The organism is Rhodococcus oxybenzonivorans (genome assembly GCF_003130705.1).
GTDB classification, from domain to species: Bacteria; Actinomycetota; Actinomycetes; order Mycobacteriales; family Mycobacteriaceae; genus Rhodococcus_F; species Rhodococcus_F oxybenzonivorans.
The window spans coordinates 1,509,081-1,523,939 of the sequence record NZ_CP021354.1; the positions used below are offsets into that span (position 1 = coordinate 1,509,081).

Annotated in this window: 14 protein-coding genes; 7 read left to right on the plus strand and 7 right to left on the minus strand. The window is 66.1% G+C overall.

The genetic code is table 11. The annotated features are described in order from the left end of the window. Positions 1-4: 4 nt before the first annotated feature. Entirely contained in the window at positions 5-964 is a 960-nt protein-coding gene (locus CBI38_RS07185) for an alpha/beta hydrolase (RefSeq protein WP_109327612.1), read from the minus strand. A gap of 89 nt (positions 965-1,053) precedes the next feature. Between CBI38_RS07185 and CBI38_RS07190 the strand changes: the two genes are divergently transcribed. Both CBI38_RS07190 and fgd read left to right on the plus strand, forming a co-directional pair. Further along, positions 1,054-1,395: a YidH family protein gene (locus CBI38_RS07190; protein ID WP_109327614.1), complete on the plus strand. Its 342-nt coding sequence runs from the start codon at positions 1,054-1,056 to the stop codon at positions 1,393-1,395. Between the two features lie 55 nt (positions 1,396-1,450). Continuing rightward, a complete protein-coding gene (gene fgd, locus CBI38_RS07195) occupies positions 1,451-2,458 on the plus strand; it encodes a glucose-6-phosphate dehydrogenase (coenzyme-F420) (protein ID WP_109334913.1) in 1,008 nt (335 codons plus the stop codon). A 69-nt stretch (positions 2,459-2,527) separates the two neighbouring features. On the opposite strand, the gene CBI38_RS07200 is transcribed toward fgd, so the two are convergent. Then, positions 2,528-3,442, minus strand: coding sequence for an AurF N-oxygenase family protein (locus tag CBI38_RS07200; RefSeq protein WP_109327616.1), 915 nt, complete (start codon positions 3,440-3,442; stop codon positions 2,528-2,530). Between the two features lie 361 nt (positions 3,443-3,803). Between CBI38_RS07200 and CBI38_RS07205 the strand changes: the two genes are divergently transcribed. Further along, complete coding sequence (locus CBI38_RS07205; protein WP_109327618.1) at positions 3,804-4,049, plus strand: hypothetical protein; 246 nt, start codon at positions 3,804-3,806, stop codon at positions 4,047-4,049. 242 nt (positions 4,050-4,291) lie between these two features. Here the strand turns inward: CBI38_RS07205 and CBI38_RS07210 are convergent, their stop codons facing one another. Beyond that, a complete protein-coding gene (locus tag CBI38_RS07210; protein WP_109327620.1) occupies positions 4,292-4,507 on the minus strand; it encodes a TetR/AcrR family transcriptional regulator in 216 nt (71 codons plus the stop codon). 138 nt (positions 4,508-4,645) lie between these two features. On the opposite strand from CBI38_RS07210, the gene CBI38_RS07215 reads away from it, so the two are divergent. After that, positions 4,646-4,828 (plus strand): hypothetical protein, encoded by a 183-nt coding sequence (locus CBI38_RS07215; RefSeq protein WP_109327622.1) that lies wholly within the window; start codon positions 4,646-4,648, stop codon positions 4,826-4,828. Between the two features lie 484 nt (positions 4,829-5,312). Here CBI38_RS07215 and CBI38_RS07220 read toward each other — a convergent pair whose 3' ends face one another. Next, complete coding sequence (locus tag CBI38_RS07220) at positions 5,313-5,822, minus strand: nitroreductase/quinone reductase family protein (RefSeq protein ID WP_109327624.1); 510 nt, start codon at positions 5,820-5,822, stop codon at positions 5,313-5,315. 97 nt (positions 5,823-5,919) lie between these two features. Here CBI38_RS07220 and pta point away from each other — a divergent pair, with 97 nt between their 5' ends. Both pta and CBI38_RS07230 read left to right on the plus strand, forming a co-directional pair. Continuing rightward, positions 5,920-8,049 (plus strand): phosphate acetyltransferase, encoded by a 2,130-nt coding sequence (pta, locus tag CBI38_RS07225; protein ID WP_109334914.1) that lies wholly within the window; start codon positions 5,920-5,922, stop codon positions 8,047-8,049. Then, on the plus strand, positions 8,046-9,248 hold the full coding sequence (locus CBI38_RS07230) for an acetate kinase (protein ID WP_109327626.1): 1,203 nt from the start codon (positions 8,046-8,048) through the stop codon (positions 9,246-9,248). Before pta ends, CBI38_RS07230 begins: the two co-directional genes overlap by 4 nt. 15 nt (positions 9,249-9,263) lie before the next feature. Here CBI38_RS07230 and CBI38_RS07235 read toward each other — a convergent pair whose 3' ends face one another. From CBI38_RS07235 to CBI38_RS07245, 3 genes are read right to left on the minus strand one after another with little or no spacing between them, the layout of a single operon-like run. Next, a complete protein-coding gene (locus tag CBI38_RS07235; protein ID WP_109327628.1) occupies positions 9,264-11,558 on the minus strand; it encodes a serine/threonine-protein kinase in 2,295 nt (764 codons plus the stop codon). 5 nt (positions 11,559-11,563) lie between these two features. After that, positions 11,564-12,544: a glutamate ABC transporter substrate-binding protein gene (locus CBI38_RS07240; RefSeq protein ID WP_204164882.1), complete on the minus strand. Its 981-nt coding sequence runs from the start codon at positions 12,542-12,544 to the stop codon at positions 11,564-11,566. After that, a complete protein-coding gene (locus CBI38_RS07245; RefSeq protein ID WP_230990103.1) occupies positions 12,541-13,902 on the minus strand; it encodes a hypothetical protein in 1,362 nt (453 codons plus the stop codon). Before CBI38_RS07245 ends, CBI38_RS07240 begins: the two co-directional genes overlap by 4 nt. A gap of 198 nt (positions 13,903-14,100) precedes the next feature. Here CBI38_RS07245 and CBI38_RS07250 point away from each other — a divergent pair, with 198 nt between their 5' ends. After that, positions 14,101-14,859 carry an NUDIX hydrolase gene (locus tag CBI38_RS07250; RefSeq protein ID WP_109327631.1) on the plus strand — a complete coding sequence of 253 codons (759 nt, stop codon included), beginning with the start codon at positions 14,101-14,103 and terminating at the stop codon, positions 14,857-14,859.

Below are 14,859 nucleotides of genomic sequence, written 5' to 3' on the forward strand. Positions count from 1 at the left end.
CCGCTCATGCCCCGATAGCGCTGCCGATGACGGGCCAGGAGTCGCGTAGCTCGGTTTCGAACAGGCCCCAGGAGTGGGTGCCCTGCGGTAGGTAGGCGAACGTGGCCGGGATTCCGAGCTGTCGAAGCCGTGATTCGAAGGCCCCGGCGCACACATGGGTGACCATCTCGACGACACTGCCGCCGATCGTCTGCGGCACAGCCAGTAGTGGGTCGTGGTTGTCGACGGGCCCCGGCATCCCGTTGCCGGTCGACACGAACAACGTTGTGCCGCGCAGGCGCTCGGCGCTCAGCATCGGATCGTGCCGCGCCCACGCGGGATCCCCGGGCGAACCCCACATGTTGGCGGCGTTACCGCCGCCCCGCAGTTCGACCATCGACCGCACCATCGCCTGCCCGAGCACGCCACTGGTCTGTGCGCACCCGCTGTACGAGCCCACCGCACGGTAGAACCCCGGTACCTGCGCCGCCAGGTCGAGCACCGCGCTGCCCGCCATCGAGACTCCGCCGATGGCTTTCGAGCCTGTTGTCGAAAACCGGCTGTCGATTGCGGCGGGAAGCTCTTGGGTGAGGTACGTCTGCCACTTGTTACGCCCGAGCACCGGATCGTCCGCGGCCCAGTCGGTGTACATGCTGTACTGGCCGCCGATCGGCATCACGACGTTCACATGCTTGTCGGCGAAGAAGTCCCGGACCCGCGTGTTGTTGAACCACGAGATGCCGTCCGACCCGCCGCCGATCCCGGTGAGCAGGTAGAAGGTGGGCGCGGGCGCACCGGAAGCGGGGGAGATGACGTCGTTGGAAACCCAGCGGCCCATCGCCTCCGAGTAGACGTCGACCCGGGTGATCCGCGGCTCCGCCGAGGCGGGCGGCGGTCCGAGCGCCAGCCACGCCGACAACAGCAGGACCGTCACCAACAGTCCACGCAGAGGGGCCGAGCGTCGCAGATCGTCGAACGGTCGCATATTGCCCCCTGCCTGGCCTGCTCGTCCAATCTAAGACGCCGGGCTACCTGCTTGTCGCGGTTCCACGGAACCGGTGTATAGATGGATCGATGACGGACAACGACCGGCCCGACGAGCGATTCACACTCGCCAGTGAGCGGACGTTTCTGGCATGGATGCGGAGTTCGCTGGCCTTGCTCGCGGGTGGTCTCGCGATGATCCACCTGGTCCCCGAATTCAGCACCGGATGGGTGCGGACGACCCTCGGCCTGATTCTGATCGGTCTCGCCGCGGCAGCGGCCCTCGTCGGACTGCGACGGTGGTCTCAGGTCGAGAAGGCCCTGCGCGACGGCGCGCCGATGCCCCCGCCCCACGAGTTGAGGCTGTTTGCCGTAACTCTGACGGTGGTGGCGCTGGGAGCGGGGCTCGCCAGCGTCGTCGCCGTTCTCTAACCTGCAGAAGAGGTTTGCATAACGCGAACCGGACGTGACGACTAAGGAGTACACGGTGGCCCACGAGCTCAAGCTGGGATACAAGGCGTCGGCGGAGCAGTTCGGTCCGCGGGAGTTGGTGGAGCTGGGTGTGCTGGCGGAGGCGCACGGGATGGATTCGGCGACGGTGTCGGATCATTTCCAGCCGTGGCGGCACGAGGGTGGGCATGCTCCGTTCTCGATTGCGTGGATGACGGCGGTGGGGGAGCGGACGGAGCGGTTGCAGTTGGGGACGTCGGTGATGACGCCGACGTTTCGGTACAACCCGGCGGTGGTGGCGCAGGCGTTCGCGACGATGGGGTGTCTGTATCCGGGTCGGGTGATGCTCGGGGTGGGTACCGGTGAGGCGCTCAACGAGATCGCGACGGGTTTTGCGGGGCAGTGGCCCGAGTTCAAGGAGCGGTTCGCGCGCTTGCGGGAGTCGGTGCGGTTGATGCGGGAGCTGTGGCTCGGGGATCGGGTCGATTTCGAGGGCGAGTTTTTCTCCACGAAGGGGGCGTCGATTTACGACGTGCCCGAGGACGGGATCCCGGTGTATATCGCGGCGGGTGGTCCGGTGGTGGCCCGGTATGCCGGGCGCAGTGGGGACGGGTTCATTTGTACGTCGGGTAAGGGTATGGAGTTGTATACGGAGAAGTTGCTGCCGGCGGTGGCGGAGGGGGCGGCGAAGGCGGAGCGCGATGTCGCGGAGATCGACAAGATGATCGAGATCAAGATTTCGTATGACACCGATCCGGAGTTGGCGTTGGAGAACACCCGGTTCTGGGCGCCGTTGTCGTTGACGGCGGAGCAGAAGCATTCGATCGATGATCCGATCGAGATGGAGAGGGCGGCGGATGCGTTGCCGATCGAGCAGGTCGCGAAGCGGTGGATCGTGGCGTCGGATCCGGATGAGGCGGTGGCGCAGATCAAGCCGTACCTCGACGCCGGGTTGAATCATCTGGTGTTCCACGCGCCCGGACACGACCAGAAGCGGTTCCTGGAGCTCTTCGAGCGCGACCTCGCACCCCGGCTCCGCGGCTAGGCGGCTTCGCCGCCTGTGAGTGGTTAACGAGTGCAGAGACTCCTTAACCACTCACAGGCGCGGAGCGCCTCAGAGCATGTGCACCCGCTTGTACAGGCGCTTGGACGGCCCGCCCAGCAGGTCCGCGTCGGCGAGGAAGCGCATCAGTGGCTGCGAGCTTTCGCGTACTTTCGCGGCGCGGAACGAGTTGTTCTTCGCCTCGCGTAGCGCTCGCTCGGTGTCGAGTCCGGCGGCGGCGTAGACCGCGGGATTGATCATGCTCGACACGATGAGGTTCGCCGCAATCGCGATGGCGCCGCGGCTGGCCGCCCGGCGAGCCTTGCTGGTACCCGCCGCACGGCGCAGTGTCTCCTCACGAGCGAAACGCATGTGCCGGGCTTCCTCGACCACGTGAATCTTGCTGGTCACCCGAACGATCGGCTGAACACGGGTGTCCTTCATCCAGTCGCGCTGCATGACGTCGAGGATTTCTTCGGCGACCAGAATGCCGGCGTAGGCGACCTCTCCCGACGCGAGAGCTTTGAATCCGCGACCCAGGTTGACGACGGCACGGCGCGGCACGTACGACGGGCAGCCGAACTTCTCGGCGGTACGAGCGAACATCACGGAGTGCCGGCATTCGTCGGCGACCTCGGTGAGCGCGAACTGGAAGTGCGCCTGCGAGGCATCCTTGGCATACATGTCCCGGATGACCATCTGCTGCAGGATCATCTCGAACCAGATGCCGGTGCCCATGATCGAGGACACTTCGTGCTTGGTCAGCGTGATCTGCTGCTCGAACGTCATTTCGTTCCACAGGGGGGTTCCGTACAGCGTGGACCATTCCGGCGTCAGGCCGTAGAGGTCGTCAGGGACCGGTGCATCCCAGTCGACCTCGACCATGGGGTCGTACGACATCCTCGCGGAGGATTCGAGGAGCCGTGTACCCGTGTCCTGGCGGTCGGTGATCCTCGGGTTGCGAAGCTCGAGCGTAGAACGGGTCATGAGCGTCCTCCATATCAGTGTGACGAGACGTAACATGTAATATGGACCTTAGATTGCTTTACGTCAAGGCGTCTCGTGTACAAATGCTGGACTCCCTGACGGATACGTCGCCCTTCGAACCGGTGGGTGATGATTCCCACACACGTCCGGAGTTAGCTTGCTGAATGTTTGCTGATGGTCTGTAGTGGGTGTGCCTGCAGTCGGCAACAAGCTCCCGAACCGCAACGCGCAGGGTTCGGGATCGGCCGGCGGTCCCTCCCCCGACTCGGGGTCGTCGGCTGTTCCCACACCCGCTCACCCCAGCGGGTGTGGGAACAACCAGGCCGCCTGCGGCCCTCCTTCGAAGAAAGTTGGATGAGCAATGCCCGAGCAGAACCCTGTGAAACCCGACATCGTCGTCGGAGCCCGTGTCCGTGTTCGGCGCGAGACGGAAACGACGGCGCAGGGTGTGGTGATCGAGGATTTCGCGGAACTGACCACGTCGGGGCAGTCGCTCGGCCGCGACTGGGCTCCGGTGCACCGGTGGGCGGTCGCTCTCGACGACGGACGTCTCGTGTTCGCCCACGACGGCGAACTCGACGTCGACACCGCGTCGAGCGGACAGTGACCGTCGTCAGTCGACGCCGTCGAGGCGGTTCATCGTCCGGTGCAGTTGGTCTTCGCTGAGCGCCGGTCCGCCCAAGGTGCTGTGGCCGTCCCGTTTGCGCGGAGACCATCGAGCGCGAAGCCGAGGACGCGCATCCATAACTCGGGTGATTCTGCGCTGGCGAAGTCGGCGACAGCGTCTACTTGAATCTCTTACTACCTGCCACTGACATGGCCGATGTCGGAGATGTAAGTACTTCACGGCTACCCGTAACGCCTTGTGCGGGTGCTCTCGGTGAAGAAGTAGACGAGACCTTTCCGCGGATCCGGCATCGCTTCGGCTGCGGTCGAGATCTCGACGACGTCCTGGAGGCGCGCAGCGAACAGGTGCTCGATTAGTTGATCCTTGCTCGCAAATCGGCGGTAGACGGTCCCGACTCCGACACCGGCATCCTCCGCGACCTCGGCGAGCCTGGCCATCGAGACCCCGGGATGTGAACACCTCGCGCGGGGCGACTGCAGGATGCGTTCGAGGTTTGCCCGCACGTCGCTGCGGAGAGCACGGTTGTCTGGGGACTCATCTCCTCGGCAGCAGACAACTCCAGCGCCGAGCACGCCGTGTCCGGGGATCCGGCCGTCGTGGCGCAGCAGCTCGCCGAGGGTGCGGCGCTGGCCAGCTATCACTCCGCGTTCTGGGTGGCCGCAGCATTTTTCGCTGTAGGCGCGTTGGTGTCGATGACACTGTATCGCAACGAGATTCCGCAGCAGGACGCCGATGCGGGGCCAGTTCTGGTCCACTGATGGAGTGTGCTGATCGGGGCCCTATCGAGGCGGTTCGCGGCGAACGGTGCGGGGGGTCGGCCTGGCATCTGGAGACCGCGCGATGGTGCGGATGCCGGTCAACCCCTCGATGGCCGCGGCCAGATCGTCGGCGGACAAGGCTCCTGATTCGGGGTCCGTATCTGCAGGCTCGTGGCCTGGTCGGGACTTCTGGTTCATATGTCTACCTGTCCTCGAGTCGACGCGGGGGGCACTGATCAGGGTCGGGCGGGTTCGGCTTCAGCGGCACAGGCGCCACCACATACGGGCGTAATTGTCTGGCTGCAAGCATGTTTCCCCCTTTCCCGGCGGCTGTCCGCCCCATCTCCTGGTTCCACCACACACCACGAGCAAACGTCTGGCAACTTGCGGCGCTGTGATTGTCCCCACGTAGATGGTACGGTCGGGAACAGATATCCCGGGTAGCGCTGGTGAGCGGGTCGCGCTGATGACGCAATGACGTTGGTCAGGTGGCAGTCAGTGCGAACACCCGCATGTTGCGATCGGTGCGGGTCTCGTAGACGCCGTAGACCCGGACCATCGCATCGAATTCGCGATAGATGCGGGTTCGTTCCGGTTCGGTGAGGAGAGTGGCGGTCACCGGGATCGCCTTTCCCCCGATGGTCACCGTCGCGTGCGGCTCCGCGATGAGGTTCGCGGACCAGGCGGGGTGTTTCTCTTGTCCGAAGTTGCTGCCCACCACGTAGATTCGGTCACCCTCGCGGTGGTGCAGCAGTGGACTGGTCCTCGGCTTCCCGGACTTGCGGCCCGTCGTGGTGAGAAGCACCACCGGCGCGGCGATCGGGCCGAGAACAGTGAAACGTCCACCGCTCTTCTGGAGTAGACGCCGGTCCACTCCGGCGAGCTTCCGAATCACCCACGACCCCGGCCGGGTAGCGGCGAAGGCCGCGGCAGGCTCACGGAGGAAGCTGTTTTCGCTGCCCCACCGCACGTCGGGGAAGGGTGATTCGGCCATATGTCATCTGACCGCTTCGCAGGACCCCTGTCAATCGTGGTGGCCGGAGGTGCCGACGGCGACGGCGCCGGCGCGGACCGCCGGATACGCTGTGGCCATGGCTGCACCTGGAACCTCCGCACCAGTGAGTCCGCCGGGCCCTTCGGCCCCGTCGAGCATCTATATCGCCTCGCCGGAGGGGGACACCGGTAAGTCCACCATCGCCTTGGGTGTCTTGCAGATGCTGTGTGCCTCGGCGGCACGGGTGGGTGTTTTCCGGCCGATAGCGCGATCGACGGAGGAGACCGACTACATCCTGGAGTTGCTGCTCGAGCACACGACCGCCGACGTCGGTTACGAGCAGTCCCTGGGTGTCACCTATGAGCACGTCCACGCCGACCCCGACGGCGCGCTCGGTGAGATCGTCGCGCGGTATCACACGATGGCCGAGCAGTGTGATGCCGTCGTGGTCATCGGTAGCGACTACACCGACGTGGCCAGCCCAAGTGAGCTCGGGTACAACGCGAGGATCGCCGTCAACCTGGGTGCGCCGGTGCTCCTCGCATTGCGGGGAGCGCGCCGCAGTCCTGACGAGGTGGCCCAGCTCGCTGCGCTGTGCATCGGTGAGTTGAAGGCACATCACGCTCATCTGATCGCGGTGATCGCCAATCGGTGCGACCCGGACGAACTCGGCGCCGTCACGTCCGCGCTGTCCGCCACCGGCGTGCCTGCGTGGAGCTTGCCGGAGATTCCGCTGTTGACGGCGCCGACCATGGCAGAACTGCTCGACGCCGTCGACGGCACGTTGTTCAGTGGTGATCCAGAGCTTCTGCATCGTGAAGCGTTGCGGGTGATGGTCGGCGGCATGACGGCCGAGCACATCCTCGAGCGTCTGAGTGACGGGGTGGTGGTGATCGCGCCCGCCGACCGTTCCGACGTACTGCTGGCGATGGTGAACGCCCACGACGCGGAAGGGTTTCCGTCGCTCGCCGGAATCATCATGAACGGTGGTCTGCTCCCGCATCCCGCGATCGCCGACCTGATGGCAGGTTTGAAACCGCGTCTTCCGATCCTCACCACCTCGCTGGGTACGTTCGACACGGCAAGTGTTGCCGCTCAGACGCGGGGCCGGGTGGCCGTCGGCTCGCAACGCAAGGTCGACACCGCGTTGAGCGTCATGGAGCAGCACGTCGATCCCGCTGTTCTCGTCGAACGGCTGAAACTTCCGATTCCCTCGGTGGTCACACCGCAGATGTTCGAGTACCAGCTGATCGACCGGGCCCGGCGCGGTCGCAGGCACATCGTCCTTCCGGAGGGTGACGACGACCGTATCCTCCGGGCCGCGGGCCGATTGCTCCAACGCCAGGTGGCGGAGCTGACACTCCTCGGAGACGAGGGGCAGGTGCGCAGGCGTGCCGCCGAACTCGGTGTGGACCTGTCCGAGGCGCAGGTTCTCGATCCGCGAACCTCGGAGTACACCACTTCGTTCGCCGAGGAGTACGCCCGGCTGCGCGCGCACAAGGGTATGACCCTCGAGCGTGCACGGGAGGTGATGGGCGACATCTCGTACTTCGGAACCATGATGGTGCACAGGGGAATAGCGGACGGAATGGTGTCCGGCGCCGCGCACACCACCGCGCACACGATTCGGCCGTCGTTCGAGATCATCAAGACTCGGCCGGGTGTGAACACGGTGTCGAGCGTGTTCCTGATGTGTCTGTCCGACCGCGTCCTCGCCTACGGCGACTGCGCGGTCGTGCCCGATCCCACCGCCGAGCAACTGGCCGACATCGCGATCTCGTCCGCTGAGACGGCCGCGCAGTTCGGCATCGCCCCGCGCATCGCGATGCTGTCGTACTCCACCGGCGATTCGGGGACCGGCGCAGATGTCGACAAGGTGCGCTCCGCCACCGCCGTCGTCCGCGAGCGACGACCGGATCTGTTGGTGGAAGGACCGATTCAGTATGACGCCGCCATCGAGCAGAGTGTGGCCGACAAGAAGATGCCCGACTCGCAGGTTGCGGGTAAGGCAACGGTGTTCATCTTCCCCGATCTCAACACCGGCAACAACACCTACAAGGCGGTGCAGCGCAGTGCTGGTGCCATCGCCGTCGGCCCGGTGTTGCAGGGTCTGAACAAGCCGGTCAACGACCTTTCCCGGGGCGCGCTGGTCGAGGATATCGTCAATACGGTGGCCATCACGGCCATACAGGCCGCGGCGCTCGAACCTCGGGGGGCAGACACGTGAGCGACGACACCGCAGGATCGGTACTGGTACTCAACTCCGGTTCTTCGTCGATCAAGTTCCAGCTCATCCAGCCGGACACCGGCGAGTCGATCGCCTCCGGGCTCATCGAGCGGATCGGCGAACCGGACGGGCACATCGTGTATCGGCACCGCACCGGCGTGGAGGAACGACACGGTGTCATCGCCGACCATCGCGCGGGTTTGAAGACGGTCCTCGAGGTGGTCGCCGAGGTCGGCCGGCCGCTCGGTGAGGCGGGGATCGTCGCCGTGGGGCACCGCCTCGTTCATGGTGGCAAGGTGTTCTACGAGCCCACGATCATCGACGACGACGTAGTGCGGGCCATCTCCGATCTGTCGAGCCTGGCGCCGCTGCACAATCCGGCGAACGTGATCGGCATCGAGGTGGCCCGGGAAGTGCTTCCCGACGTCCCGCACGTCGGAGTATTCGACACTGCGTTCTTCCACACCCTGCCCGCGGCGGCGTCCACCTATGCCATCGATCGGAGCATCGCGCAGCAGTACGACATTCGGCGGTACGGCTTCCACGGGACGTCGCACCAGTACGTGTCGTCCTGTGCCGCCCAGTTCCTCGGCAGGGATACCTCCGAGCTCGACCAGATAGTTCTGCATCTGGGCAACGGCGCCTCGGCGTCCGCCATACACGGCGGCCGAGCCGTCGACACCAGCATGGGATTCACGCCACTCGAGGGCCTCGTCATGGGTACGCGCAGTGGTGACATCGACCCGGGAGTCCTCCTTCATCTGTATCGGCAGGGACTGACGGTCGACCGGATCGACGACCTGCTCAACCGGCAGTCGGGTCTGCGAGGGCTGTCCGGCGTCAACGACTTCCGCTCGCTCCGGACCCTCGTCGGTGAGGGAAACGCGGACGCCGCGCTCGCCTATGACGTGTATGTGCACCGGCTCCGGAAGTACATCGGCGCCTACCTCGTGGAGCTGGGCGGTGCCGATGTCATCACGTTCACCGGGGGAGTGGGCGAGAACAACGTCGATGTCCGGCGCGACAGCCTGGCGGGGCTCGAACGTCTCGGCATCATTGTCGACGACACGCGCAACAGCTCGGAATCCCGGTCGCCCCGGCGCATCTCCTCGGACGACTCCGAGGTCAAAATTCTTGTCGTCCCCACCAACGAGGAGTTGGCGATTGCCCGGGCGGCAGTCGACTTGGTGGGTAGCTGAGCCGGTGACCGACTGCTAGAACAGGCTTTTCGGGCGAATGGTGTTGGCCCGGTCGACCAGTGCATAGCGGTGGGTGCGTTCGGGGGCTTTGCGGGCCAGTGCGCGCAGCGCCGCCTCGGTGCCCGTGCGTAACCCGTGTTCGGTGAACGGCACATCGAGGAAAGGTCTTTGTTCGGTGGTCGACGTGTGGCCGCTGCGTATCCAGTCGAGTGCGGTACCCAGCACGAGGGTGCGCATCTGGAGTGCCCGGCTCTCTTCGTGCGGCAGCGCGGCGACACGAAGCGCCGCCTCGCGCAGCTCGGACTCCTCGATCTTGTCGATCGGCCGCCCGGACAGCAGCACCAGCACACCGGTCATCCGGGCCACGGTGAAGTGCCGGGAGGTGGGGGGAACCTCGTCGAGCGCCGCGAGGGCACCGGAAAGATCTCCGCGCTCGGTGAGTTGCCGTGCCAGCCCGAATGCCGCACTCACAGCGTTGTGGTCGGTGCGCCACACCGACCGGTAGTACTTCTCCGCGAACGACCGCCACGGGGCCGGGTCCGAGGTATCCCAGTGCTGCAGGATCAACTCGGCGGTCGCGGCCAGGGCGAGCTTGGGTGCCGTCTCACCGGGCATCGCTTGCAGCACGCCTTCGAAGTGGGAGAAGGCCGCCTCGTAGTCGCCGGAGAGCAGTGCGGCGATTCCTGCATACCAGTCGATCCGCCAGTTGTCGCCGACGTCTCCCTCCACTTCCCCGAGCAGGGTGAGTGCCGTGGCCGCGTCGCCGAGATCGAGGTGGGCCTTGATCTCGGCGAGCGTGAGTTCGCGGGAAAACGACACATCGGGATTTCCGGCGAGGCGTTCGATGCCGTTGTCCCGGGCATGTCGCAGGGAGTCGAGCGTCTGCTGCGGTTCGCTGTGAACGGCGGCGGCCAGCAGGGGAGCGTTGGGGTCGGTGGGATCGATCAGCGGCACCGCCAGGGCCTGCGCCACCGAGCGCGCATCGAGTTTCTGGTCTCGTTGCACACCGTCGACGTAGACGTCGGTCTGTTCGACGGCCTCGTTGGTGCCGAAAGTTGTTCGCTGCCTGCTGAACACCGTGGAGAGTCCGGGGTGCTCCTCGCCGGTCTGCTGCGCGAGTACCTCACGGAGCACGCCGGTGAGCTGACCGGCCATCTCGTGCGCCGAGCGGAAACGCTTCGCGGGGTCGGGATCGGTGGCACGCAGCAGGAGTCGATGGAAGAACTCGTATTCGGCCAGCAGCGGCGCGTTGTCCGGCGTCGGTATCCCGTCGAGGTACCGGCCCTTGTCGGAGGGCATGTCGAGCGTCAGCACCGCCAGCGTGCGGCCCACCGTGTAGATGTCGGAGGCGACGGTCGGGCCCGTCTTCACGATCTCCGGTGCCTGGAAACCCGGTGTGCCGTAGAGATAGCCGTAGTCCTCGATGCCCGCGACCGCGCCGAGGTCGATCAGCTTGAGCGAATCCTCGGTCACCATCACGTTGTCGGGCTTGAGGTCGTTGTAGACCAGGCCCGTGGAGTGCAAATAGTCGAGTGCCGGAAGTATCTCCAGCACATAGGCGATGGCTTGCTCGATGGGCATCCGCTCAGGGCGGTGGTGCGTCGAGAGAACGTCCCTCAGTGAGTGCCCGCCTACGTACTCCATGACGATGTACCCCATCGGAGTCCCGTCGGATCGGGGTTGCTCGACGAAGTTGTAGATCTTCACGATGCTCGGGTGCGCCACCTCGGCGAGAAACTGGCGTTCGGCCACGGCGACCGCCTGCGCCTCGGCATCACCGAAATGCAACAGACCCTTGAGAACCACCCATCGATCGCTCACGTTGCGGTCGATTGCGAGATAAATCCACCCGAGACCGCCGTGCGCGATGCATCCCTGCACCTCGTACTGGCCGCTCACCAGCTCGCCAGGCCGCAGAAGCGGCCGGAAGTCGAAGGTGGCGGCGCACGAGGGACATGTGCCGAACTCGCACTCTTCCGCAGTGGCGCACTTCCGGCCGACCGGATTGCCGCACTTCCAGCAGAACCGCTTGTTCTCGGGAACCGTCGGGTCCGACATGACGGCCGAAGCCGGGTCGACCGTCTTCACCACCGGCACTTCGACGAGCCCACCACCCAGGCGCAGGCGGCCGCCGGAGCGACTGCGCGGTGACCGCGTCGAGCGACCTGTCGTCGAGGCTCCCGATGGACGCGAAGCCTGCGTGGCCTGTTCCGGTTCGCGGGGTGCAGCCTGCGTGGCCTGTTCCGGTTCGCGGGACGCAGCCTGAGTGGCGACGTCGGGATCCGGCGACCCCGAATTCTCCTGGGACATCGGCCTCAGTCCTGGTACACGGCGGCCGGAGGGACGGGCGACGGTCCCAGCATCGACAACCAGCGGTTGTAGGAGTCGGTCCAGGTTCCGTCGCGGCGGATCCGCTCGAGGGTTGCGTTGACGAACCGCACGAGGTCCTCGTTCGATTTGGTGATGCCGATCCCGTACGGTTCGGCGCCCATGCTGTCCCCGACGATCTCGAGGTACGGGTCCTGAGATGCCAGTCCGGCCAGAATCGTGTCGTCGGACGTCACCGCATCGACCTGCCGTTGCTGCAACACCACCAGGCAGTCGGACCACATCGGCACGGTGAGGATCTCGGCCGTCGGCGCCACCTGCTGCAGCCGCTCCAAGGAGGTGGTGCCGCGCACCACACATACCCGTTGTCCGGCCAGCTCCGCCGGACCGCGGATGGGCGAGCCCTTGACGACGAGGACCCGTTGTCGCGCCTCGAAGTACTGGCTCGAGAACGCCACCCTCTCTCGCCGGTCGCAGGTGATCGTCATCGTCTTGGCGACGACATCGACCAGCGACTCCTGCAGCGCCCGTTCACGATCGGCGGACGTGAGAATTCGGTACTCCAGGCGCTCCGGGTCACCGAACAGATCCCGTGCAATCTCACGGGCGATGTCGACATCGAAGCCCTCGATCATGCCGGTGGCCGGGTCGCGGAAACTCATGAGGTTACTGCCGGTGTCCAACCCGACGATCAGCCGGCCCCGCGCGCGGATGGCGTCAACGGTCGGACTCGGTGGTGTGCCTGCGTCGGAAACGGGGCGCAGACTGGCTGTGGGATCGCCGCAGTCGCCGCCCGGCGCGGGAGCCGGTGTCGAACGGTCCGTCGGTGCCGGGGCGACGCCGGCCGGTAACGGCGGTTCGGTGTACGAGATGCTCGGCGAACCGACGTGCCCCGACGTCGACTGGGTGCAACCGCAGAGGAGCATCGCCAGCGCTAGCACCACGGGTGCGATCCGGTGCCGCCTCACTGATACTCCCTCAACCGCGGCCACAGTCCGATGATAATTCCGATCACGGCGATCAGCGTCAGGGCGAAGGCCCCCGGGCCCAACGCCGTCAGCACCCCGGATGCGGACGCCACATGGGAGCGCAGATGATCGCGGGCAGAGTCGATGCCTTCGGTGAGCGCTTCGTCGAGAGCGGTGAACTGGGCGGCCGAATTCTCGTCACCGGGACCGATGGCGATGGCCGCGCCGGTGAGGAAATCGCCTTCGGCGAGAACGGTGTTCATCCGTTCGTGCGCCGTCGACCAGCGGTTCCATGCTTCCTCGGCCCGGGTCACCTCGGCGTCACCGACCGGGTTGTCGTCCTCGCGCGGATAGTTCGACAGCACCGCACCGAGTTGAGCGGACTTGTCGTCGAACACCGCGTCGTAGTCGCCGTTCGAATCGCGTCGCACCAACCTGAGTGTCTCCTCGGTGCGCGCCTGCTGGGCGAGGATGCGACCGGTGGTCAATTCGTGCAGCGGCCGGGCACCCTCGGTGAGTGCGCGATGGGTGTCGAGAGCCGAGATCAGCCCTGCTATCAGCATCCATGCCAGCAGAATGGCGGTCGCCGACGATGCCAGGATCAAACCGAGATTGAACGTGCGCCTGGTGAGCCGGGCCAGCACTACCTGGGTGAGGACAAGTCCCACCGCGGCCGTCAGCAGGAGCGCGAGAGCGAACCACGGAGGCCGTGAGTAGTTACTCTGCGTCGACGCGACGCGGGTCTCGTGCCCGGCGTGCAACTGCTGCGCCATCGGAAGCAGGCTCGTCTGCATCAGCGTCGAGGCCTCGCCGAGGTAGGCCGCCCCGACGGGGTTGCCCACCCGGTTGTTCGCCCGCGCGGTCTCCACGAGCCCGGTGTACACCGTGAGGTCGGTGGAGATGGAGGCGAGGAGCCGGCGGCTGTCCTCTTCGCTCGCTGCCAGCCCGCCGGAGGCGTGAACGAGATCCGCCGACGCCGTGCCGATCGCCTGCGCGTACCTGTCCCGAAGGTCGCCCGGCTCGAGGCCCCCCGAGATGAACGCCGTCGTGGCTGCGGCGTCGGCCACCGACAACGCGATATACAGATTCTGCGCCGAGTACGACAACGGTTCGGCATCCACGAGGACGGCGTCGAGCGTGGCCGCCCTGCCGTTCACCGTGGAGGTGGCCACCAGGCCGGCGGCCACGCACAGGAGCATGAGCAGAATGCCGAGACCGGTCAGTCTGGCCGGGGTCGAGTGGAGGAAGGCGCGCAACTCCCTGCGGCGAGCCACCGCCGGATCGACCTCGTCGTCCGCGAGGGCCGACAAAGCTCGGCTACCGTGGGGTTCGATCGACGGTGCCTCACGCAGAACCACGTCGCACCCCTTCTGAAACCGGCCGCACTGTGTGGGGAGCATATAAGCTGCCGCGCCGGGAGGCGGTCAACCGGACGGAGTGCGGGATCGTGCCCCGGCCGAACGGAGACCGAACGGGGCCGTGAGCTGGCGAGGCCGGGAGAAACCGTTAGTGTGAGGGAACTGCAGGTGACCCATCAGGTCGGACAGGGGTAGTCGATGCGTGGTGACGGGGACGGCTGGGCAACCGGTCCGGACGGCAGTCGTCATTGGGGCAAGCACGGTGCGGCCGGATTGTTGTTGCGTGCTCCGCTCGCGGACGAGACGCCGGCGGTGCTGCTCCAACATCGTGCGGTCTGGAGCCATCAAGGTGGGACGTGGGCGTTGCCCGGCGGCGCCCGGGACAGCCACGAGACGACGACCCATGCTGCGGTCCGGGAAGCCAGAGAGGAGACCGGCATCGAGAGCGCGGCCATCCGGGTGCGCACCGAGGTCGTGACGATGGAAGCCGCCAGCGGCTGGAGCTACACCACAGTGATCGCCGACGCCGAGCGCCCGCTCCCCACCGTTGCCAACGGTGAGAGCACGGAGCTGCGCTGGGTTCGTGAATCCGACGTCGCAGGGCTGCCGCTCCATCCGGGGTTCCAGGCGGGCTGGCAGATGCTGCGCACCACGGAGGTTCGGCTGGTCCTCGCCGGGCACGACGTTCTGGGGGAGCACGCCTCGCTGACACACTTGTCGAAGGCGTTGCCCCGCACGATCCACATGCCCGACGGAACCTACGGCTGGCTCCCGCGCGTCGAGGTGCTCGACTCGCTCGAGGTGATCGGTGGCACCGCAGAGCCGGCAGGCCATGGCACCACCGTCGGAACGGTGACCGCCGTGGTGACCGCGGACCCCGAACTCGTCGACCAACTCGCGGGCACCGTCCTCACCCTGGAGCCGTCGACCGTCCTGGGCTGGCTGGATCAGCCCTGA